We start from the raw sequence: 20,140 nt of genomic DNA, 5'->3' as shown, positions 1-20,140 counted from the left end.
GGGGCCCTTCCGCCACTGCGGGAGGGCCTTTTTCGATGCTCTTCATCACAAAAGCCCTCGGAGTATCCACCATGCGTCGCCTGCTCGATCAGGTCTATCTTCTGTCCGGAGGGATCGCCGCCGTCTCGATCCTCGCGATCTGCCTGCTGGTCACGGCACAGGTCGGGCTGAACGTGCTCGCCCGTCTGGGCGGGCCCGCTCTCTCCTACACGATCCCCTCCTATGCCGATTTCGCGGGCTATTTCCTCGCGACGGCAAGCTTCATGGCGCTGGCCCACACACTGCGCCACGGCAGCCATATTCGCGTCAATCTCGTGCTGACCCGCCTGCCCGCCCGTGGCCAATGGGTCGCCGAGCTCGTAGCGCTCGCGCTTGGCTTCGCGGCCAGCGCCTACGCTGTGTGGTTCGCGACCTCGCTGATGCTCGAGAGCCTGCATTACGGCGATATGTCCACCGGCATCGTCGCGATCCCGATCTGGATTCCGCAATGTGCGATGGTCGTCGGGCTGGGCCTTCTGGCGCTCGCCTTCATCGATACGCTGATCGAGAGCGTCCGCGCCAAGCGCCCGGTGCTCGTCGATGATGTTTCGGAGTAAACCATGTCCGATCCGATGACCTTCGCAATTCTTCTGGGCCTGCTTCTCGTGCTGCTCGCAGGCGGCGTCTGGGTGGCGCTGTCTCTGCTGATCGTGGCGCTGGCGGGGCTCAGCTTCTTCTCCGGCGCGCCGACCGGGCTCGTCATGGCGACCACGCTTTGGGGCAACAGCCATAGCTGGCCGCTCGCCGCGCTGCCGCTTTTCATTCTGATGGGGGAGATCCTGCTCCGCTCGCGGCTGTCCGAGGACATGTTCTCCGGCCTCGCCCCGTGGCTGGGCCGCGCACCGGGCCGCTTGCTGCATGTGAACGTGCTGGGCTGTGCGATCTTCGCGGCCGTTTCGGGCTCGTCCGCGGCGACGGCGGCCACGATCGGGCGCATGTCGGTGCCCGAGCTCACCCGCCGCGGCTATCCCGAGAGCCTGATCCTCGGCACGCTGGCGGGCTCGGCCACGCTTGGCTTTCTGATCCCGCCCTCGGTGATCCTGATCGTCTACGGCGTCGCGACCGAGCAATCCATCGCGCGCCTCTTCATCGCGGGCATCCTGCCGGGGCTGATGCTGGTCAGCCTGTTCGGCGGCTATGTCGCGCTCCGGGCGTGGATGAATCCCGCGTCGATCCCGCGCGAGGACATCACCCTGAACCTGCGCGAGAAGCTGCGGGCCTCGCGCCGCCTGATCCCGATCGTGATCCTGATCGGCGGCGTGATCGGCTCGATCTATACCGGCGTCGCCTCGCCCACCGATGCTGCGGCCGTGGGCGTGGTCTTCTCGGTGATCCTTGCGATGGCGACGGGCAGCTTCCGCTGGCGCGACTTCAAGGACGCGCTGTTCTCGGCCACCCGCACCAGCGCGATGATCGCCTTCATCCTGCTCGGCGCCTCGGTGCTGTCGGTTTCGATGGGCTTCACCGGCATTCCGCGCAACCTCGCCGCGTGGATCGGCACCTTCGGGCTGTCGCCCACCGCGCTGCTTGCAGTGCTGACCGTGTTCTTCATCCTGCTGGGTTGCTTCCTCGACGGGATCTCGGTCGTGGTGCTGACCACCTCGATCATCCTGCCGATGGTGGAAGCCGCCGGGATCGACCCGCTGTGGTTCGGCATCTACCTCGTGCTGGTCGTCGAGATGAGCCAGATCACCCCGCCCGTGGGCTTCAACCTCTTCGTGATCCAGGGGCTGACCGGCTACAACATCCTCAAGGTCGCCCGCGCGGCGCTGCCTTTCTTCGGGCTGCTGTTGCTGGCGGTTCTGCTGATTACGCTGGTCCCGGGGATCGTGACCTACCTGCCCTCGCTGATGGGCAACTGAGCCAACGACCCGCGCGACCTCAGAGCGAAGAGGCCGCGCGGCTCGCCTGATCGTAATAGCCCGACAGCACACGCAGGGCCGAGGCGATCTCACGTAGATCTTCGCCCGCCATACCGCCTTTCTGGATCGGCTCGAGCAGGCATTCCTCGCGCACTTTCCGATAGCGTTCGCACAGATCGCGCCCGCTTTCCGAGGTGCGGTAGAACACTTCCTTGCCGCGCTTCTCGGAATCCAGCAGCCCCAGCTTCAACAGCTTGCGCAGCGCATAATTGACCGTATGCGTGTCCTCGATATTGAGCAGGAACGTGATGTCGTTGAGCCGCTTTTCGCGGTCGCGGTGATTGGTGTTGTGCAGCACGAGGATTTCGAGCGGCGAAAGCTCCATCCCCGAGGCCGCCATGCAGCGCTGCATCCATCGCGCGAAGGAGTTGTAGGCGATGATCATCCCGTATTCGAATTCCGAGGCTTCCCAGCCCGGCCCTTCGGCCAGATGGCGGGATGAGACGATGCGGCGTTCTCCTGCGGGCATGAGCGGCACTCTCCTTTCGTGCGTGTACGCCCTCACCTTATAGACATTTCGCTGACATTCTATCCTTGAGAGAAATTTGGCGCGCGCTTTTGCAGGTTCGCCATCACCATTTCCATCTGCGCGGGACCGCCGATGATCTCGGCCTGCAACTCGGCCTCCAGCGCCAACCCGCCGCCGGGCGGCATCGTCCATGCCTGCTCCACCAGCGCCTTGCTCGCCGCCAGCGCCTCGGGGGAGCGCAGGGTGAATTCGGCGGCCATGTCGCGCGCCGCCCGCAGCGGGGCCTCGGCCACGCGCGTGATCAAACCGAGCTTCTGCGCCTCACCGGCCTCCAGCACCCGGCCCGTCATCATCAGCTCTTTCGCGATATCCGCGCGGGTCAGTTTCGGCAGGCTCTGCGAGATGCCCATATCGGGGATCAGCCCCCATTTCGCCTCCATGATCGACAGCCGCGCATCGGGCGCCGCGATCCGGAAATCCGCACCGAGCGCGAGCTGCATCCCCGCCCCGAAGGCCACGCCCTCGATCGCGGCGATCACCGGAACCGGCAGCTGCGCCCATCGCGTCACCGGGCGCTGAAATCGGTTCGCGCCCTGCGCATCGGGTTCGGCCATCTGCGCCTTCACCCCCGCCAGATCGGCCGCGAAGCTTTGCATCACACTCAGGTCGAGCCCGGCCGAGAAACAGCCGCCCGCGCCGCTCAGGATCACCGCGCGCAGGCCCTTTTGCTGCGACAGGCTCTGCGCCGCCTCGGCCAGCACGTCGAACATCTCCAAGGTCCAGGCGTTCTTCTTTTCCGGGCGATTGAGGATCACCTCCGCCACGCCCTCCGCGCTTACCGAAATCTGCACCGGATCGGCCATGTCCATCCTCCTCGCTTGGCTCTGCGCACTATGCAGACCCGCCGCCCCCTCGCAAAGCGGAACGCGGGGTCATAGGTAGGAGATCAACAGGCGCGCGCGGCGTTGGACAGCCCTGCGCGGCGCGCTAGCTCTGCCCCGACGGAGGTTCCCCATGCAGCAATTCTCACTTCTCGATCTATCGCCCCTGCCCGAAGGCAAGACCGCAGCCGATGCGCTGGCGGGAACAGCCGACCTGGCCCGGATGGCCGAAGACGCGGGCTATCACCGCTTCTGGCTGGCCGAGCATCACAACATGCCCGGCATCGCCAGCGCCGCGACCTCGGTGCTGATCGGCCATGTCGCCTCGGTGACCAAGAGGATGCGCGTCGGCGCGGGCGGCATCATGCTGCCCAACCACGCACCGCTGGTGATCGCCGAGCAGTTCGGCACGCTCGCCACGCTCTATCCCGACCGGATCGACCTCGGGCTGGGCCGCGCACCCGGCACCGATGGCGGCACCGCCCGCGCCCTGCGCCGCAACATGTCGCCCGAGGACACGTTCCCCGCAGACGTACAGGAGCTGCTCGCCTATTTCAGCGACGAGGCAGAGAATTTCCGGGTGCGCGCCATTCCGGGCGCAGGCACGCATGTGCCGATCTGGATCCTCGGCTCGAGCCTCTACGGCGCGCAGCTTGCCGCCTATCTCGGCCTGCCCTACGCCTTCGCGTCGCATTTCGCGCCCGACATGCTGGGCGATGCGCTCGACATCTATCGCAGAAGCTTCCGTCCGTCGGTCCATCTCGACAAGCCCTATGCGATGATGGCCGCCGGGGTCTTCGCCGCCGACACCGATGAGGAGGCGCAATATCTGCGCTCGTCTCAGGTGCTGGCCTTCGCGCGGCTGCGCTCGGGTATGCCGGGCAAGCTGCCGCGCCCGACCGAGGATCTGTCCGAGGTGCCGCCGCAGATGATGGTTCAGGTGCAGCGCGCGCTGTCCTGCTCGGCCACGGGTTCCAAGGACAAGGTACGGGACGATCTGGCGCGTCTGATCGCGCAATACGAGCCCGACGAGCTGATGGTGACCGGGATGATCCACGACGCGGAGGCGCGTCAGAAGTCCTTCAAGATCGCCGCCGAGGTGCTGAGCGAGTTTCGCGAGCAACCTGCCGCGGCCTGAGGCACGGCGCGACACTCAGACATGCAAAGAGGCGGGCGCGGAAGCCCGCCTCTTTTCGTTTCGATCCGGTTGGCCTCAGTGCCCGGTGATCGCCGGGAAGGCCACCAGCAGCCCCACCGCGAAGATCTGGATCGCGATGAAGGGGAGCAGCGAGCGGAAGATCTCGCCCAGAGAAATGTCCTTCGGCGCGACCGACTTCAGGTAGAAAGCAGCTGGCCCGAAGGGCGGCGACAGGAAGCTCACCTGCATGTTCATCGCGAACACGACGCCGAACCAGACCGGGTCGTAGCCAAGGTCTTTCACGATCGGCACGAAGATCGGCATCGTCAGCAGCGCGATCCCGACCCAGTCGAGGAACATGCCGAGAAAGAACAGGATCGCCATCATCGTGAGGATCACGATGATCGGGGTATCCGACACGCCCTTCAGCAGCGCCGAGACGAAGTCGATCCCGCCCATCAGGTTGAACACGCCGACCAAAGCCGAAGCACCGATACCGATCCAGACGATCATCCCGCAGGTCGCGAGCGTCTGCAGCGCGGCCCCTTTGAGCATCGAGAGCGTCAGCTCGCCCCGGATGATGGTCGAGAGCATCACGCCCGCCACACCAAGCGCCGAGGCCTCGGTCACCGAGGCGATGCCACCATAGATCGAGCCCAACACGAAACCGATAACCAGAACCGGCAGGATCAGGCCCTTCAGCAGCTTGATTTTTTCCGACCACGGACGGTCGTCGGGCTCCGGCGCAGGCGCCAGATCGGGGTTCAGCTTCACCCGGATGATCACGAAGATCACGTAGAAGGCCGCGAGCATGAAGCCCGGGATGAAGGCAGAGGTGAACAGATCGCCGATGGAGACGTTCGCGGTGAGACCGTAGATGATCAGCACGATCGACGGCGGCACCATGGTGCCCAGAGAGCCGCCCGCACAGATCACGCCAATGGCGAGCTTGCGGTCATAGCCCTGGCGGATCATCTGCGGCAGGGCCAGCAGACCCAACAACACGATCTCGCCGCCGATGATGCCAGACATCGCCGCGAGAATGACCGAGACGAAGATCGTCTGGATCGCCACCGCGCCGCGCATCCGGCCACCGACGAGCTTCATCGCCTCGAACAGATCGCGCGCGATGCCCGATCGGTCCAGAAGCGCCGCCATCATCACGAACATCGGCACCGAGACGAAGACGAAACTCGATACGAAGGAATAGACGCGGCTGGTGATCAGCGGCACCGCCATCGGGCCGAACCAGCCGAGCGCGAAGATCAGCGCCACCAGCAGGGTCACGAAAGCCAGCGGCATACCGGTCAGCAGCAGGCCGATCAGCAGCGCGAACAGCAGGACCGTCCCGTAGCCGATCCCCAGAGCGGAGAGGTCGAAACTCAGCAGATGCTCGATCATTTACCCGCCTCCGATGCGAAGGCAGCCCGCAGGTAGTTCACCGCCATGATCACGAATTGCACCACCATCAGGCCGAGCACCACGAGGAGAAAAATCTTCAGGTAAGCCGGGAACGGCGGATCCCAGGCGCTGCCCGAGGTCTCGAAATGGACGCCGCCGCCGGGGCGCATCGTCGCCTTGATGACCATGCCGTAGGCGGCCCAGGCGAAGAAGCCCGCCGCGAAGAGACAGATCAGCGAGATGATCGCGTCGAGGATGCGCTTCGCCCGGCCGGTCACCAGATCGTAGATCAGCACGACGCGGATATGGCTGTTGCGCACAACGCAGTAGAGCCCGCCATAGACGAAAGCCATCGCGCAGAGGAAGATCGTGGTCTCATGCGCCCAGATCGTCGGGCTGTTGAAGCCGTAGCGCAGCACGACCTCGTTTAGCAGGATAAGCGCAGAGGCGATGATACCGATCGCGAAAACGATCCCCACGGCGTTGATCGCGCGGCCGAGGATGCCCGCTTCGGCGATGGTCGCCGCTTCGTCCTCGCTCTGCACCGGTTCCGGCGTGTGCGGATCATGTGCGGGGTGATCCACCCCGGTCTTGTCGGGTTGTGACATTGCAAAAACCGCTGCTGTCAGGAAACTGGAGAAATGCGGGGCCGCAATGGCAGCCCCGCACCGTTAGGGTATCAGATCAGAGAAGGTTGTTCTTCTTCAGATAGTCGGTCAGGACGTCATAGACGTGCTGCGCCTTCTCCGACTTCTTGGCGACCTTTTCCCACTGGGTGATCGCGATGCGGCGGAACTTGGCGCGCTCTTCATCCGACCAGTCGTGGACGTGGATCTTGCCGCCTGCTTCGGCCTTGGCCACGGCCTTCTTGTCGGCAGCCGCGAGATCGCTAACTTCCTTGTCCGCGAATTCCTTAACCGACTCTTCGAAGGCTTTCTGCAGATCGGGCGAGAGCGCATCCCACTCTTTCTTGTTCATCGCGACGCCGACGAGCGGCATCGAGTGGAAGCCCGGATAGACCGGGTTCGGCGCGATGTCGTTGAGGCCCTGCGCCTGGTTGGTCGAGAACACGGTGTAGTCAGCCGCGTCGATCACGCCCTTGTCGAGCGCGGTGTAGACTTCGGACCCCGGCAGGTTCACCGGAGCAGCACCCGCCGCCGCGAAAACGTCCTGCACAAGGCCTTCCGGCGCGCGCATTTTCAGGCCCTTCAGGTCAGCCACGCCGTCGAGCGGCACTTTCGACACGAGCGCTTCAAGACCGGTGGTGGTCGAGCCGATGTAATGAACGTCATAGGGCTCGAACAGGTCGTTCGCGAGCTTCTGGCCACCGCCATTGTTCATGAAGTCCAGCAGCTGATCGGTGCTCGACCATGCGCCGACCGGGTTGCCCAGCAGCGAGAAGGCCGGGTCCTTGCCCGCGAAGTAGGAGATGTCGGTCACGATGCCGTCGATGATGCCGGCGCCGGTCGCGTCCAGCGTCTCGTTATGCTCGACGACGGAGCCCACGGGCATCATCTCGACCTGGATCTGGTTGTCGGTGCGCTCGGCGAGGTTCTTCGCCCAGTTCTGCTGGAGTTCGAAGTTCGGATTGCCTGCCGGGTCCGAGCTCTGGAACTTGTACTTGTGGGTTTCGGCATTCGCAGCGCTGGCCAGCGCCAGAACGGCGACGCTCGCGAGGGCGATTTTACGGATCGGTTTCGTCATGGTGTCCTCCCTTAATAGACGAAATCAAACTTGCGAGGCCGTGAGGCCCCAGGCGTTCAATATCTGCGAACAAAGCGCCTCGGGCGCTTCGCGGATATCGCAGGTCTGCGGGGCCTCGTCGGGCCCCGGCAATTCCAGATCGGCCAATTGGCTGTCGAGCAGCGCGATCGGCATGTAGTGATTTTCGCGCGCGGCCATTCGCGCTGCGATCAGGTCGTGCGGCCCGGTGAGATGCGCGAGATGAATCACGCCGAGGCTCTGGCGCAGGCGATCCCGATAGGACCGCTTGAGCGCCGAACAGGCGAAGGCGACCGTCTTGCCGTCGCGCCCCGCCTCGATCACGCCCTTCGCCACGAGGTCCAGCCAGTCCCAGCGCATCTCGTCGTTGAGCGGCAGACCGGCGGCCATATGCGCGACATTCTCGGGCGGATGGAAATCGTCAGCATCGAGGAACACGCCACCCACGGCCTGCGCCACGAGCCGCGCTACCGTCGTCTTGCCGGTGCCGCAGACGCCCATCACTAGGACCGGTGTCGCGTTCGCGCTGCTGCTGTTTGCCATCTTGCCTTACCGGGTTCACAGGTGTTTCTTGGGCACTGAGGGGTAATGTAAGCGGTTACATTCGTCAATCGCACTTTTGAGCAGGGGCGCGCTCGCAGGGAGGATAAATGAATAAAAACAAGGAAACAAAATCAGTTACGATGCGCGACGTCGCCGATCATGTCGGTGTAAGCGTTGCCACGGTTTCGCGTACCCTGCGCAATCCCGAGGTCGTTTCGCAGGCCGTGCGCGACAAGATCGCCGCCGCCATCGAATCGCTCGGATACCTTCCCGACCCCGCGGCCCGCGCCCTCGCCTCGACCCGCTCGGACATCATCGGGGTGATCCTGCCCTCGGTGTCGAACAACGTCTTTGCCGATGTGATGGACGGTATCTATTCCGCGGTCGAAGGCACGCATCACTCAGTCCAGCTCGGCTATTCGCGCTATGCGCCGCTGTCGGAAGAGAACCTGATCCGGGTCTTCCTGCGGCAGCGCCCGGCGGGACTGATCGTGACCGGGATCGACCAGACCGAGGCCGCGCAGGCGCTGTTGCGCGAGGCGGGCTGCCCGGTGGTGCAGATCATGGAGACCGGCGACGCCCCCTATGACCGAATGATCGGCTTTTCGCATTACGACGCCGCCCGCGCCGCCACCGCGCACCTGTTCGCACAGGGCTATCGCCGTCCCGGTTTCCTCGGCGCGCGGATGGACCCGCGCACGCAGCGCCGTCTCCACGGTTTCCGCGACGAGTTGCGCGCGCAGGGCGTCGAGGAAGGCAAGCGTATCCAGACGACCACCCGCGCCTCCTCGGTGACGCTGGGCAGCCACCTGCTCGCACAGCTTATGGATATTGCCTCCGAGACCGACGCGATTTTCTGCATCAACGACGACCTCGCCCTCGGCGCGATGTTCGAAGCGCAGCGCCGCAACCTGCGCATCCCCGACGATCTCGGCATCTGCGGCTTCAACGACATGGAGATGATGGCAGCCGCCGAGCCGTCGATTTCCTCCGTGCGCACGTTCCGGCGCGAAATGGGCGAAGGGGCCGTGCAACTGATCCTCGACTCCCTCTCTGGTACCGCGGCACAGGAGAAGATCGTCGACCTCGGCTACCAGATCGTGCAGCGTCGCTCCACGCGGGGGCACTGAGCGTAAGCCCGCCGCGAGACGCGGGGAAACGCGAGGTGCAACGGGGTGCGGGATCGGCAGGCTGCTCGCGCTGACTGGCTCGCCACCGGATGACGCACTGTTGTGGCATTCGGCCGTTCTCCTCGCCCTCGCGCCGGTCGCGGCCTATCTGGCTGGCGAGGGGACCGAACGCGCCGCGCCGCGACGGGGTCGAGCAGCGCGCCAAACAGAATCGGGAGAGAGGTCACATGACGCCAGCCGTTTTCGCCATTCCGGGAGACATCGCCCAGCTATCCGGCGGGTTCATCTACGAGCGCAAGTTGCTCGAGGCGCTGCGGGCGGAGGGCCGCAACGTCGAGCATCTCGAACTGCCGCCCGGTTTTCCCGATCCGACACCCGAGGAAACCAAGGCCGCGCGCGCGCAATTGACCGCCATCCCCGGGAGTGTTCCGGTGATCCTAGACGGGCTGGTATTCGGCTCGATCGATACGCAGGTACTCGATGACATGGCGGCGCCCGTGGTGGCGATGCTGCACCATCCGCTGGGCCTCGAGACCGGCCTCTCCGAAGACCGCGCGCGTCATCTGCTGAGGCGCGAGAGAGAAAATCTGCGCCGCGCCGCGCATGTCGTGGTGCCGAGCCCGCATACCAGCACGATCCTGCAAAAGGAGTTCGGTGTCGCTCCGGAGAAGATTTCCATCGCCCTGCCCGGCTTCGACCGTCCTCCGGCGCTGGAGAGCGCGAAACCGAGCCCGCCCTTGATCCTGTCGGTCGGGCTGTTGGCCGCGCGCAAGGGCCATGACGTCCTGATCGACGCCTTGGCGGAGATCGGAGACCTGGACTGGCGCGCACAGATCGTCGGCGGCGCGCACGATCCCGACGTGGCGGACGCGCTCGCCCAGCAGATCGATCGGCTCGGACTGGCTGCGCGGGTACAGCTTGCCGGACGGATGGAACGCGACGCGCTCGACGCGGCCTATCGCGACGCCGCGATCTTCGCGCTGGCGACCCGCTACGAGGGCTACGGGATGGTCTTCGGCGAGGCCATGCTGCACGGGCTGCCCATCGTGACCTGTCGCACCGGCGCCGTGCCCGACACGGTGCCGCCAGACGCAGGTTTTCTCGTTCCGGTGGATGCCCACCTCGACGTCGCCGAGGCGCTGCGACAGCTTCTCGGAGATGCCGAACTGCGCGCCCGGATGGGTGCGGCATCGGCAACTGCGGGAACGGCTCTGCCCGACTGGCGCGACACGTCGGCGATCATGGGGGCCGTGCTGGACAGCCTCATGGCGTGACCGCAATCAGCCTCCCGCGCCGCCTCCCTGCGCGCGCGCGAATTCAGCGTGTCCGCTTCCGGTTCCGACACGTTTTTCTGAATTACGTGAGTGATCCGAAAAGGAACGTGGGCCGAGCGGGCTCGTTTCATTCCCGTAATTTGAAAAGGAGGCATCTCATGCAATCCAAGATTCGCACCCTGACCGCTGGTATTGCCGCATCGCTCATGGGCACGATGGCGATGGCCGCCACGCCCGCATCCACGATCGACCACGCGAAGGGCGTCCAGCCGCGCCCCGACCTGGACCAGCAGGTCGCCGCAGCGCTTAAGCAATGCGCCAGCCTCGAGGATTCCTGCAAGAAAGTCGCCACCGACTCCGCTGCCGTCCTCGTCTTCCCCGAAGTGACCACGATCGACCTCGGCGTCGGTGGCTCGGGTGGCTCGGGTGCCATGGTCCAGAACGGCAAAATCCAAGGCTATTATGACATCGGCAAAGCCTCGGTCGGTCTCCAGATCGGCGCCAAGCAGGCCAGCCAGATCTATGTCTTCCCGACCAAAGAGTCCGTCAAGCAAGTGCAGAGCGGCGGCGAATGGCATGTCGGCGCCGGCGCAGGCATCACCGTGGTAAACGCCAATGCCACCGCGAACGCGTCCTCCGGCAATCCGCGCGTCTATGTCTTCGACAGCTCGGGTCTGAACGGCGGCGCGAAGATCAGCACCCTGCGCATCTGGAAAGACGGCGACAACAGCTAATCGCCGGCGCCCTTCCCGCCGAGGGAAGGCCCGCGATGAGAAAGGCCCCGGGGAATGATCCTCCCCGGGGCCTTTTTACCATAGTAGAGCGCGCCGTTCAGGCCTTGCGCGCGTCGCTGATCGCCTTGCGCAGCGTGTCGGCATCGACCGCGCCGGGATAGACGTCGCGCCCGACGATATAGGCGGGCGTGCCGCGCAGCCCGATCGCGACTGCCTGCGCATCGTTACGCGACAGCAGCGCGTCGATCTCCTTGCGGTTGGCCTTGTAGCCCGCCATCGCCTTGTCCGGATCGACGCCGGCATCGGAGAGTGTCTTGTCGATCAGATCGTTCGACAGCTTTCCTTCCGTCGCCATCAATGCCTCGAGCCCTTCCTTGTATTTGCCCATGCTCTGCGCGCCGAGCACCAGCTGCGAGGCATAGACGGAGGGCGCGCCGAAGATCGGCCAGTCCTTCATCACGACGCGCAAATTGCCGTCTTCTCGGGTCACCTTCTCGACCACCGGGTGGTTCGATTTGCAGTAGGGACACTGGTAGTCGAAATACTCGACCAGCGTGATATCGCCATCCGGGTTGCCAATCGCGGGCGCGACCGGATCGTGGAACACCGCGTCCGGCGAGATGTCGACCTCGGCAAGGCTCGCCGTCGGCAGGATCAGCGTGGAGCCTGCGGCGACGCCGGCAAGGGTGAGAAAATTCCGGCGATCGATCATGTATTGTCTCCTGTGGTCTGGGGGAAATCTTCGGGTGAGTAGGGAACGGGCGGTAGCGGCTGGCCCGGCGGCACGGTACCCTTGCCGCTCTCGGCACGGGTCAGCACGACGACATGCGTGCCAGAGCGGACGCGGTCGGCGAGGTCGATGATGTCCTGATTGAACAGCCGTATGCAGCCCGCCGAGGTCGCCTTGCCGATGGAACTGTCATCCATCGTTCCATGAATGCGGTAGAGCGTATCCTTGTTCCCGCGGTGGATATAAAGCGCCCGCGCGCCCAAGGGATTATCCAACCCGCCTTCGAGCCCATCCTTGACCGGTCCGTAAAGCTCGGGATCCTCCTTGATCATGCTCTGCGTCGGCGTCCAGCTTGGCCAGTCCCGCTGATAGGGGATGCGTCCCTTGCCGGAAAAGCCGCGCCCGTCCTCGCCCACCGCGACGGTGTAGCGTAGCGCGCGGTTATTCTTCTGCACGAGGTAGAGCTTGCGCGCCCAAGGGTCGACCACGATGGTGCCGGGCGGCTCGTCGGTCCAGTAATCGACTTCCTGCCGCGCTTTCTCCTCGCTCAGATACTCGGGCTTCACCGCGGGGATCGTGCGCCCGTCGTCCTCCATCGCGCTGTAGATCGCTTTTACGCGTGCGCTGAGCTGCGGCGCTTGCGGCGCGGGCTGTGGGTTAGAGGCAGGCGGTTCGGGTGCACAGGCCGCGAGTGCGATCAGGGCAAAAGGGACGAGGCGGGTGAGGGTCATTGAGCGATCTCCGAAAGCGAGGTCGTGAGTTTCGGCGCGGTGACATCCCCGATCAGGCGGGTGCCCTGCGCCTCCGTGTGATCTGGGTTGAGGAAGATCAGCGTCGGCGGGCCGATCACGCCCAACCGTTTCAGAAGCGCCTGCTGCGGCGCGCCGGTTTTGGTTACATCGACCGCGATGGGCGTGACGTCGCGCAGTGCGGCCTGCACCCGCGGGTCGGGGATCACCTCGCGCGCGATGGTCGCGCATTCGGTGCACCATTCGGCGGTGGTGATCAGCATCACCGGCGCGCCCTTCGCAGCGGCCAGCGCAGCGTCGAGCGCTTCGGGCGTCTCGACATGGGTGAAGTCATCCTCCGTCAGCACGCCCGACGAGGCAGCCGCGACGGTCTGGCTCGCTGCGAAGGGAGCAAGCGGCCGCAGTGGATCGCTGGCCCCGCTTGCCGCACCGATACCCTCGATGGCACCGGCCAACAGTGCCGCGACGCCAAGCGCGCCCCCGGTGCGGCGCAAGCCCGAGCTTTCCGGTCCGAACCGGTCGCGACCGCCCAGGGCCACGCCCGCGCCGATCAGCAGCAGCGCCCAGAGCGCGAGGATCGCGGGACCGGCGATGACGCGGCTCAGCAGCCAGATCGCCACGCCCAGGAAGACGAAGCCGAAGGCGCGGTTCACGCCGACCATCCATTCGCCCATGCGCGGCAGGATCGCCGAACCGAAGAGCCCCACGGCCATCAGCAACACGCCCTGTCCCAACCCCAGCGCAAACAGCGCCGAGGCCCCGAGCCCGGCGTCACCCGTCTGCGCGATATAGAGGAAGGCCCCGGCCAGCGGGGCCGTCACGCAAGGTCCGACGATCAGCGTCGACGTGAAGCCGAGGATCGCCGCCCCCGCAAGCGTGCCGCGCCGCCCCTGCACGGAGCTCACCTTGTTGGTAAGCGCCTGCGGCAGGCGCAGCTCGAACAACCCGAAGGAGGACAGCGCGAGGACGGCAAACAGCAGCGCCAGCGCGATCACCGTCGCAGGGGCCTGCATCAGGAATTGCAGGTTCTGCCCAGACCACGCTGCCACGATGCCCAGAAGCCCGAAGGCCACCGCCATCGCCAGTACATAGGTTCCGGTCAATGCGAGCCCGCGCGCAGGCGTCAGGTCTTTTCCTTGCGCGCCGAGCATCCCGGCCACGATCGGCACCATTGGCAGAACGCAAGGGGTGAAGGCCAGAAGCAGACCGAAGCCGAAGAACGAGGCCACCACCAGCGCCCAGCCGCCTTTCGCCGCTATCCCTGCGACGAGCCCGTCATCGGAAGAGAGGCTCAGCTCGCTCCCGCTTTCTTCGGAATTGGATGCAGCCGGTGAAGGGCTTTCGGCCTCGGAGGACGCCGCAGGCGCAGAAGACGAGGCAGGCGCGTCGCTCCGCGCATAATCGGGCACCCCGGCGGCTTGGTTCGACTGCGCCGCGCCGGATGCAGACGCAGTCGCGGCCCCATCCGGCGGCACGATCTCGCGGCTTTGCGGCGGGTAGCAAAGCCCCTTTTCTTCGCAGCCCTGCCAGTGCAGCGTGAAGGGGCCGGTGATGTCGCTCACCACGGCCTCGGTGTGATCATGCCAGACCTCGACCGTGCCGAAATTCGGATCGTCCTTCATCTCGCCCGGCTGCGTCTCGATCACCGGCGCATCGCCGTCCTCGGCGCTGACCGTCAGGTGATCGCGATAGAGGTAATAGCCCGGCGCGATGTCAAACGAGACGGCGAGCGTCCCGTCATCCTGCCACTCGGTCTCGACCTGAAACGCCGCTTCGGGCGACAGCGGACCGCTGCCTCCCTTGGGCTTCAGAAGATCGAAGCTTTGCGCCGCAGCGAGGCCGGGCAACAGCAGCGAGATCAGAAACACGCCCCAGAGGGTGCGCAGCGATAGACGGGAAAGAGCCTTTGCGTTCATGTTGGCCGGATCGCGGGCGAAGCTTAAGTCAGTCTTAAGATTCGTGCGCTGTATCCGCCGCGAAGGAGAAAAGATGCGCATACTCGTCGTCGAAGATGACAGCATATTGGCGGATGGCCTGCGGGTCGGGCTCGGCATGGCCGGCTTCACAGCCGATGTCGTCTCCTGCCTCGAGGACGCGCGCGCAGCACTCGCAGGGGCGGAGTACCGCGCGCTCGTGCTGGACCTGATGCTGCCCGATGGCTCTGGGCTCGAACTGCTGCGCGAATTGCGCGCAGGCCGCGCCGGGCTGCCGGTGTTGCTTCTGACCGCGCGCGATCAGGTCGAGGACCGGGTCGCGGGGTTGGACGCAGGCGCTGATGACTATCTCGGCAAGCCTTTCGACCTGGACGAGCTGGCTGCGAGGCTGCGCGCCCTGTCGCGCCGGTCGGACGGGCGAGCGGCAGCGCAGATCGCCCATGCCGGGCTGGAGCTCGACCCCGGCACCCGTAGCGCGGCCTTCAACGGCCAACCGCTGAAACTCTCGCGCCGCGAATTCGCGGTGTTGCAGGCACTGGCCGAACGCCCCGGACGGGTGCTTGCGAAATCGGATCTCGAAGACCGGCTCTACGGCTGGGACGAAGAGGTCGAGAGCAACGCCGTCGAAGTTCATATCCACCATCTGCGCGCGAAGCTCGGGCGCGATTTCATCGAAACGCTGCGCGGCATCGGCTACCGGCTGCGCCCAGAGGAGACCTCGCCATCTCGCTCCGCCTCCGCCTCTTCCTGATCCTCACCGGCGCGACGCTGGCCGTCTGGCTTTCGGCGGTGCTCTGGATCGAGAATTCCACCCGCGCCGAGGTGACGCGCGTGCTCGACGCGCGTCTGGTCGAGGCGGCGCGCATGGTCTCGTCTCTGGTCTCGAAAAACCAGATCGCGCTGAACCGTGACGATCCGGCGCAGATCACCCTCTCGCATGACGAGAGCTACGAGCATCAGCAATTTTGCCAGATCTGGTCTTTCACCCAAGGGCTCGTGGGACGCTCGAACGGGGCGCCGAGCGCGCAGCTGGTGCCCGCCGATGCAACAGGCTTTCGCGATGTGACGCGCGACGGCAAGGCGCTGCGGGTCTACACGATCATCGACCCCGATCTGGGCGGGCAGGTCACGGTGGGCGACAGTCTCGCGATGCGCAACCGGCTGGTGCGCGACGTGATCGAGGGGTTCCTGTGGCCCGCGCTGGTGATCCTGCCGGTGATGTGGGGATTGATCTGGCTTGCGATCTCGCGCGGGTTGGCACCGCTAGACCGCTTCGCCCGCGATCTGGACGCGCGGCCCAGCGAGGATCTGCGCGCGTTGCCCGGCACTGCCCAGCAACCACGCGAGATCCGCCCGCTCGCCGGAGCGCTCGACGACCTTCTGGCACGACTGGCCGCCGCGCGCGGGCGCGAGCGCGAGTTCATCGCCTACGCCGCGCATGAGATGAAAACGCCGCTCGCCGGGCTGAAAACACAGGCCCATATCGCGCGCCATGCGCCCGATACCGACACCCGGGAACACGCCCTTGCCGCAATCTCGACGTCCGTCGACCGGACCGACCGGATGGTGCGGCAACTTCTCGATCTGGCGCAGGTGGATAGCCGCGAGACGCGGGCGACCCCGGTCGAACTGACCGGGCTGCTGCGGCAGGTGCTGGGCGATCTGGCGGGGCTTGCGGCGCGGCGGGGGGTGACACTGGAACTCGACAGCGCTCTGGACGCCCCGAGCGTCGGGAGCGATCCGCTGCTTCTGTCCCTCGCCCTGCGCAACCTGATCGAGAACGCGGTGCAGGCGAGCCCGGACGGAGCAGCGATCAAGGCGCGTGTGACCGGGTCCGACGACGCGCTTTTGATCGACATCCATGATGGCGGGCCCGGCCTGCCGCCAGAGATCGCGCAGCAGGCGGGACAGAAATTCGTCAAGGGCAAAGGTGCCGATGCGAATGGCTCTGGCCTAGGCCTCGCGATCGCGCGCGATGCGTTGGCGCGTCTGGGGGCCACGCTGCGTTACGAGATGCGCGACGACGGGCATCACACGCTGGTCGACCTGCCCACCGCGTGAGGGAGGCAGTCACTCCGAGGCGTCGAGCATATCTTTGAGCTTGTCGACCCGACCCTGGCTAATCGAGACAGCATCGGGAAACGCGATCTCTGCATCACGCTCCAGCGCCGCGCCCAGATCGAAGGCGTTGGCCTTGCGGACTTTCTTCAGCTCGTCCCACGAGACCGGCATCGCGACCGGCGCACCGGGCCGTGCGCGCAGCGAATAGGGCGCGATCGCTGTCGCTCCCTCGCCGTTGCGCAGCCAGTCGACGAAAATCCGACCCTTCCGCTTCGACTTCGACATTTCGGCGGTATAGCGTTTGGGCGACCGCGCGACGAGAAGATGCGAGAAGACCGGCGCAAAAAGCCTGACCGTCTCCCATCCGGCACTGCGCCGGAGCGGCACCGTCACGTGGATACCCTTGCCGCCGGACAAGAGCGGCCAGCTCGGCATGTCCAACTCGGCCAGCAGATCGCGGATCTCGAAGGCCGCATCTTTGACCCCGGCGAAATCCAATCCCTCGTCGGGGTCGAGGTCGAAGACCAGCCGGTCGGGCCGCTCCAGCCGATCGACGCGGCTGCCCCAGATGTGGAACTCTATCGTGCCCATCTGCGCGGCCGCGACCAGACCCTCCGCTGTGCGGATCATCATGTACTGCGCGGTCTTGCCGTCACTCTCGGTGATCTCGACATTCTCGATCCCGTCGGGAAAGCCCCGGCCCGCGTGTTTCTGGAAGAAGCGCTCGCCGCCCAGACCTTCGGGCAGCCGGAGCAGCGACACCGGATGCTCGGCAAGATGCGGCAGGATGCGATCGGCCATCGCCTCGTAATAACGCGCGACATCGAGCTTGGTATAGCCGGCGCCCTCGAATACCACCCGCTCGGGCGAGGAAATCCCGATCCCCGCGACGTTCGGGCGCTCCTCGGAGGGTGCGTCGTTATCCAGCCGTACCGTGCGCGCGGGCTTGTCCTCGCGCAGCCCGAGGAAGACCGCATGCCGCAACCGGTCGCCCCCGGTGCGCTCGGCATAGCGAATCTCGGCTACCAGTTCGGGCGTGATCCAGTGCATGCCCTTGGCCTCCGATGCCTCGACATCAGCGGGCGCGGTCTTGCGGGCGAGCGGTTTCATCGCCTTGGCCAACGCCTCCGCCTGATCCTCGTCGAAGCCGGTGCCGACCTTGCCGACATAGCGCCAGCCGTCGCCCTCGGCGGTCCCCAGCGCGAGCGAGGCGAAGGGCCGGCCACGCTTGTCGCTTTCCTGCCAGCCGAGAATGACGAACTCGTCGCGGCGCTCGCATTTGACCTTCATCCACGATTTGGAGCGGGTCCCGCGATATGGTGCGTCGATGCGCTTTGCGATCAGCCCCTCGCCGCCCGCTTTGCAGATCGTGTCGAAGGCACCCTCGGGGTCTTTGGAGATCACCGGGGAGAGCTGCGCAGGCCCCAGCGCGGGGAGCGGCTTCATCACCTCCTCCAGCATCCCGCGGCGTTCGGAGAGCGGCGCTTTGCGCAGGTCCTCGCCGTCGCGCGACAGGATATCGAATCCGTAGAAGCGGAACGGCCCGCCTGCCGTGATCGCCTTTTGCAATTCCGAGAACCCGTCGAGACCTGCGCCTGCGACGATCTCGCCGTCGATCAGGGCGCTGTCGCAATCGGTCTCAGCCAAGGCGGGCAGCAGGCCTTCGAAGCGATCCGTCCAATCCTTGCCGTTGCGTGTGAAGACGCGCGGGCCGTCGTCTCCAAGCGCGATCAGTGCCCGGTAACCGTCGAATTTCAGCTCGTGCCACCACCCCTCGCCCGCGACCATCTTGTCCGACAGGGTCGCCAGCTGCGGCTTGCAGAAGCCAGGGCGTTTGCCGCCTTGCGTCTCGACGGACGGCTTGTCGGCGGCGATCTCGCGCATCGTGCGCTGGCTGAGAACAGAGCGGCGATAGCGCGCAACCGGATCGCGCGCGCCGCTGGCCGCGTCCTCCGCCTTCGTCAGCAGCCAGTTCTCGCGCCTGCCTTCGGTTTTCATGCGGATCAGGTGCCACTCGCCTGTCAGTCGCGCGCCATGCAGGCGCAGGTGCAGATGCCCTTTCTTGAGCGCCTTGCCGACCGGGATCAGCGGCTGCCAATGCCCCAGATCCCACAGCATCACCGTGCCCGCGCCATAGTTGTCCTTCGGGATCGTCCCCTCGAAGGTGAGATAGTCGAGCGGGTGATCCTCGGTCCGCACCGCGAGCCGCTTTTCACCCGGATCGAAAGACGGTCCCTTGGTGATCGCCCAGGACAGCAGCACGCCCTCCCATTCGAGGCGCAGATCGAAATGGGTGCGCGTCGCGTCGTGTTTCTGTATCGAATAGCGCGGCGCGAGATGGCCCGAGGCGGTGCCGCCATCGGGCTCTGGCGTCTGCGCGAAGTCGCGCATCTCGAGATAACGATCGAGGCTTCCCATCACGCCGACTTCTTGGTTGAGGACTTCGCGCCGGAGGATTTGCTGGATTTCGACCCGGATGACTTAGCGCCGGAGGTTTTCGATGACGATTTGCGACCCGTCGATTTGCCCCCGGATTTGTCGCTGCCATCGGCCTTGAGGCTGTCCTGCAGCGCCGACATCAGGTCGACCACGTTATCGCCGCCTCTGCTGCTGTCATCCTCGCCCGCCTTGGCGCGGGGCGTCTTCTTCGACTTGCGTTTGCGGTCGATCAGATCGCGCAAAGCCGCGTCGTAGTGATCGGTGAAGGCGGAGGCGTCGAAGCTGTCGGTCTTGCGGTCGATCAACTGAGTGGCGACCTCCAGAAGCTCTTTGTCCGCAGGTTCGTCCTCGATGTCGGAGAACAGCGGGTCGGCTTCGCGGATCTCGTCGGCATAATGAAGCGTCTCCAGCAGGATGCCGTCGCCGCAGGGCCGCAGCGCGCAGAGATATTCCTTGCCGCGCATCACCAGTTGGCCAAGCCCCACCTTCTTCGATTGCCGCAGCGCATCGCGCACCACCCGGTAGGCATCCTGCGCCAGATCGTCGGTCGGCACGACGTAATAGGGCCGGTCGTAATAAAGCGGCGGGATTTCGGACGCGTCGACGAATTGCACAAGCTCTAGCGTCTTCTTTGTTTCCAGCTTGATCGCGTCGATCTCTTCGGGCTCCAGCAGCAGATATTCATCGTCGCCGAGCTCGTAGCCCTTGAGGATCTCGTCGGCGTCGATGGGCCCGATGCCGGGGACGGTCTTCTCATAATGGACACGCTTGCCCGAAGGCCCATGGATTTGCCGGAACGACAGTCGCGCGCCGGATTTGGTCGCGGAGTGGATTTCGACGGGGATGCTGACCAGCGACAGTCTGAGCTGGCCTTTCCAGATCGCGCGTGAGGCCATGAGCGGCTCCTTTGGCTTGACCTTGGAAGAACGCCCGCTGCCGCGCGGGGTTCCGCGCCGGGCTCGGGCGCTTGATGC

General features: G+C 65.5%; 19 protein-coding genes. 8 read left to right on the top strand and 11 right to left on the bottom strand.

Going from position 1 to position 20,140, the window contains the following annotated elements:
* The first annotated feature begins 71 nt into the window (after positions 1-71).
* Together B6V72_RS07150 and B6V72_RS07145 are read left to right on the top strand one after the other, a co-directional pair.
* Positions 72-596, top strand: a complete 525-nt coding sequence (locus tag B6V72_RS07150; RefSeq protein ID WP_075776308.1) for a TRAP transporter small permease — start codon at positions 72-74, stop codon at positions 594-596.
* Between the two features lie 3 nt (positions 597-599).
* Positions 600-1,901 (top strand): TRAP transporter large permease subunit, encoded by a 1,302-nt coding sequence (locus tag B6V72_RS07145; RefSeq protein ID WP_088735217.1) that lies wholly within the window; start codon positions 600-602, stop codon positions 1,899-1,901.
* A gap of 19 nt (positions 1,902-1,920) precedes the next feature.
* Here B6V72_RS07145 and B6V72_RS07140 read toward each other — a convergent pair whose 3' ends face one another.
* Entirely contained in the window at positions 1,921-2,430 is a 510-nt protein-coding gene (locus B6V72_RS07140) for a winged helix DNA-binding protein (protein ID WP_088719151.1), read from the bottom strand.
* Between the two features lie 59 nt (positions 2,431-2,489).
* Positions 2,490-3,293 (bottom strand): crotonase/enoyl-CoA hydratase family protein, encoded by an 804-nt coding sequence (locus tag B6V72_RS07135; protein WP_088735216.1) that lies wholly within the window; start codon positions 3,291-3,293, stop codon positions 2,490-2,492.
* Between the two features lie 151 nt (positions 3,294-3,444).
* On the opposite strand from B6V72_RS07135, the gene B6V72_RS07130 reads away from it, so the two are divergent.
* On the top strand, positions 3,445-4,449 hold the full coding sequence (locus B6V72_RS07130) for an LLM class flavin-dependent oxidoreductase (RefSeq protein WP_088724626.1): 1,005 nt from the start codon (positions 3,445-3,447) through the stop codon (positions 4,447-4,449).
* A 75-nt stretch (positions 4,450-4,524) separates the two neighbouring features.
* Here B6V72_RS07130 and B6V72_RS07125 read toward each other — a convergent pair whose 3' ends face one another.
* The 4 genes from B6V72_RS07125 to B6V72_RS07110 form a co-directional block, all read right to left on the bottom strand.
* Positions 4,525-5,850 carry a TRAP transporter large permease subunit gene (locus B6V72_RS07125; RefSeq protein ID WP_075776313.1) on the bottom strand — a complete coding sequence of 442 codons (1,326 nt, stop codon included), beginning with the start codon at positions 5,848-5,850 and terminating at the stop codon, positions 4,525-4,527.
* A complete protein-coding gene (locus B6V72_RS07120; RefSeq protein WP_077701141.1) occupies positions 5,847-6,458 on the bottom strand; it encodes a TRAP transporter small permease in 612 nt (203 codons plus the stop codon). The genes B6V72_RS07125 and B6V72_RS07120 overlap by 4 nt, the downstream gene beginning before the upstream one ends.
* Before the next feature lie 76 nt (positions 6,459-6,534).
* On the bottom strand, positions 6,535-7,554 hold the full coding sequence (locus B6V72_RS07115) for a TRAP transporter substrate-binding protein (protein ID WP_075776314.1): 1,020 nt from the start codon (positions 7,552-7,554) through the stop codon (positions 6,535-6,537).
* 24 nt (positions 7,555-7,578) lie between these two features.
* Positions 7,579-8,115: a gluconokinase gene (locus tag B6V72_RS07110; protein ID WP_075776315.1), complete on the bottom strand. Its 537-nt coding sequence runs from the start codon at positions 8,113-8,115 to the stop codon at positions 7,579-7,581.
* Between the two features lie 107 nt (positions 8,116-8,222).
* Between B6V72_RS07110 and B6V72_RS07105 the strand changes: the two genes are divergently transcribed.
* The 3 genes from B6V72_RS07105 to B6V72_RS07095 all read left to right on the top strand — a co-directional run bounded on the left by B6V72_RS07105 (position 8,223) and on the right by B6V72_RS07095 (position 11,253).
* On the top strand, positions 8,223-9,245 hold the full coding sequence (locus tag B6V72_RS07105; RefSeq protein WP_088735215.1) for a LacI family DNA-binding transcriptional regulator: 1,023 nt from the start codon (positions 8,223-8,225) through the stop codon (positions 9,243-9,245).
* A 227-nt stretch (positions 9,246-9,472) separates the two neighbouring features.
* Positions 9,473-10,519, top strand: coding sequence for a glycosyltransferase family 4 protein (locus tag B6V72_RS07100; RefSeq protein WP_088735214.1), 1,047 nt, complete (start codon positions 9,473-9,475; stop codon positions 10,517-10,519).
* Between the two features lie 158 nt (positions 10,520-10,677).
* A complete protein-coding gene (locus B6V72_RS07095; RefSeq protein WP_088719154.1) occupies positions 10,678-11,253 on the top strand; it encodes a YSC84-related protein in 576 nt (191 codons plus the stop codon).
* 97 nt (positions 11,254-11,350) lie between these two features.
* Here B6V72_RS07095 and B6V72_RS07090 read toward each other — a convergent pair whose 3' ends face one another.
* Genes B6V72_RS07090 through dsbD form a run of 3 tightly spaced genes read right to left on the bottom strand, consistent with a single transcriptional unit; the run spans position 11,351 to position 14,648 of the window.
* On the bottom strand, positions 11,351-11,965 hold the full coding sequence (locus B6V72_RS07090; RefSeq protein ID WP_088721995.1) for a DsbA family protein: 615 nt from the start codon (positions 11,963-11,965) through the stop codon (positions 11,351-11,353).
* Positions 11,962-12,714 carry a L,D-transpeptidase gene (locus tag B6V72_RS07085; protein ID WP_075776320.1) on the bottom strand — a complete coding sequence of 251 codons (753 nt, stop codon included), beginning with the start codon at positions 12,712-12,714 and terminating at the stop codon, positions 11,962-11,964. The genes B6V72_RS07090 and B6V72_RS07085 overlap by 4 nt, the downstream gene beginning before the upstream one ends.
* Entirely contained in the window at positions 12,711-14,648 is a 1,938-nt protein-coding gene (gene dsbD, locus B6V72_RS07080; protein WP_240497695.1) for a protein-disulfide reductase DsbD, read from the bottom strand. The genes B6V72_RS07085 and dsbD overlap by 4 nt, the downstream gene beginning before the upstream one ends.
* A 73-nt stretch (positions 14,649-14,721) precedes the next feature.
* On the opposite strand from dsbD, the gene B6V72_RS07075 reads away from it, so the two are divergent.
* On the top strand, positions 14,722-15,417 hold the full coding sequence (locus tag B6V72_RS07075; RefSeq protein WP_075776322.1) for a response regulator transcription factor: 696 nt from the start codon (positions 14,722-14,724) through the stop codon (positions 15,415-15,417).
* A complete protein-coding gene (locus B6V72_RS07070; protein WP_346394083.1) occupies positions 15,390-16,727 on the top strand; it encodes an ATP-binding protein in 1,338 nt (445 codons plus the stop codon). The genes B6V72_RS07075 and B6V72_RS07070 overlap by 28 nt, the downstream gene beginning before the upstream one ends.
* 9 nt (positions 16,728-16,736) lie before the next feature.
* Here B6V72_RS07070 and ligD read toward each other — a convergent pair whose 3' ends face one another.
* Together ligD and B6V72_RS07060 are read right to left on the bottom strand one after the other, a co-directional pair.
* Positions 16,737-19,145 carry a DNA ligase D gene (gene ligD / locus B6V72_RS07065; protein ID WP_088735212.1) on the bottom strand — a complete coding sequence of 803 codons (2,409 nt, stop codon included), beginning with the start codon at positions 19,143-19,145 and terminating at the stop codon, positions 16,737-16,739.
* On the bottom strand, positions 19,145-20,062 hold the full coding sequence (locus B6V72_RS07060) for a Ku protein (protein ID WP_075776325.1): 918 nt from the start codon (positions 20,060-20,062) through the stop codon (positions 19,145-19,147). Before B6V72_RS07060 ends, ligD begins: the two co-directional genes overlap by 1 nt.
* Between the last annotated feature and the right edge of the window lie 78 nt (positions 20,063-20,140).

Origin of the sequence: Thioclava sp. F34-6 (genome assembly GCF_002213235.1) — a bacterium.
Taxonomy (GTDB): domain Bacteria; phylum Pseudomonadota; class Alphaproteobacteria; order Rhodobacterales; family Rhodobacteraceae; genus Thioclava; species Thioclava nitratireducens.
This window is presented reverse-complemented; position numbering and strand designations above follow the sequence as displayed.

What these genes read in the sequence shown, in the direction of transcription:
- B6V72_RS07150 (WP_075776308.1), top strand. Translation starts at nt 72, where the DNA reads ATGCGTCGCCTGCTCGATCAGGTCTATCTTCTGTCCGGAGGGATCGCC.
- B6V72_RS07145 (WP_088735217.1), top strand. Translation starts at nt 600, where the DNA reads ATGTCCGATCCGATGACCTTCGCAATTCTTCTGGGCCTGCTTCTCGTG.
- B6V72_RS07140 (WP_088719151.1), bottom strand. Translation starts at nt 2,430, where the DNA reads ATGCCCGCAGGAGAACGCCGCATCGTCTCATCCCGCCATCTGGCCGAA.
- B6V72_RS07135 (WP_088735216.1), bottom strand. Translation starts at nt 3,293, where the DNA reads ATGGCCGATCCGGTGCAGATTTCGGTAAGCGCGGAGGGCGTGGCGGAG.
- B6V72_RS07130 (WP_088724626.1), top strand. Translation starts at nt 3,445, where the DNA reads ATGCAGCAATTCTCACTTCTCGATCTATCGCCCCTGCCCGAAGGCAAG.
- B6V72_RS07125 (WP_075776313.1), bottom strand. Translation starts at nt 5,850, where the DNA reads ATGATCGAGCATCTGCTGAGTTTCGACCTCTCCGCTCTGGGGATCGGC.
- B6V72_RS07120 (WP_077701141.1), bottom strand. Translation starts at nt 6,458, where the DNA reads ATGTCACAACCCGACAAGACCGGGGTGGATCACCCCGCACATGATCCG.
- B6V72_RS07115 (WP_075776314.1), bottom strand. Translation starts at nt 7,554, where the DNA reads ATGACGAAACCGATCCGTAAAATCGCCCTCGCGAGCGTCGCCGTTCTG.
- B6V72_RS07110 (WP_075776315.1), bottom strand. Translation starts at nt 8,115, where the DNA reads ATGGCAAACAGCAGCAGCGCGAACGCGACACCGGTCCTAGTGATGGGC.
- B6V72_RS07105 (WP_088735215.1), top strand. Translation starts at nt 8,223, where the DNA reads ATGAATAAAAACAAGGAAACAAAATCAGTTACGATGCGCGACGTCGCC.
- B6V72_RS07100 (WP_088735214.1), top strand. Translation starts at nt 9,473, where the DNA reads ATGACGCCAGCCGTTTTCGCCATTCCGGGAGACATCGCCCAGCTATCC.
- B6V72_RS07095 (WP_088719154.1), top strand. Translation starts at nt 10,678, where the DNA reads ATGCAATCCAAGATTCGCACCCTGACCGCTGGTATTGCCGCATCGCTC.
- B6V72_RS07090 (WP_088721995.1), bottom strand. Translation starts at nt 11,965, where the DNA reads ATGATCGATCGCCGGAATTTTCTCACCCTTGCCGGCGTCGCCGCAGGC.
- B6V72_RS07085 (WP_075776320.1), bottom strand. Translation starts at nt 12,714, where the DNA reads ATGACCCTCACCCGCCTCGTCCCTTTTGCCCTGATCGCACTCGCGGCC.
- dsbD (WP_240497695.1), bottom strand. Translation starts at nt 14,648, where the DNA reads ATGAACGCAAAGGCTCTTTCCCGTCTATCGCTGCGCACCCTCTGGGGC.
- B6V72_RS07075 (WP_075776322.1), top strand. Translation starts at nt 14,722, where the DNA reads ATGCGCATACTCGTCGTCGAAGATGACAGCATATTGGCGGATGGCCTG.
- ligD (WP_088735212.1), bottom strand. Translation starts at nt 19,145, where the DNA reads ATGGGAAGCCTCGATCGTTATCTCGAGATGCGCGACTTCGCGCAGACG.
- B6V72_RS07060 (WP_075776325.1), bottom strand. Translation starts at nt 20,062, where the DNA reads ATGGCCTCACGCGCGATCTGGAAAGGCCAGCTCAGACTGTCGCTGGTC.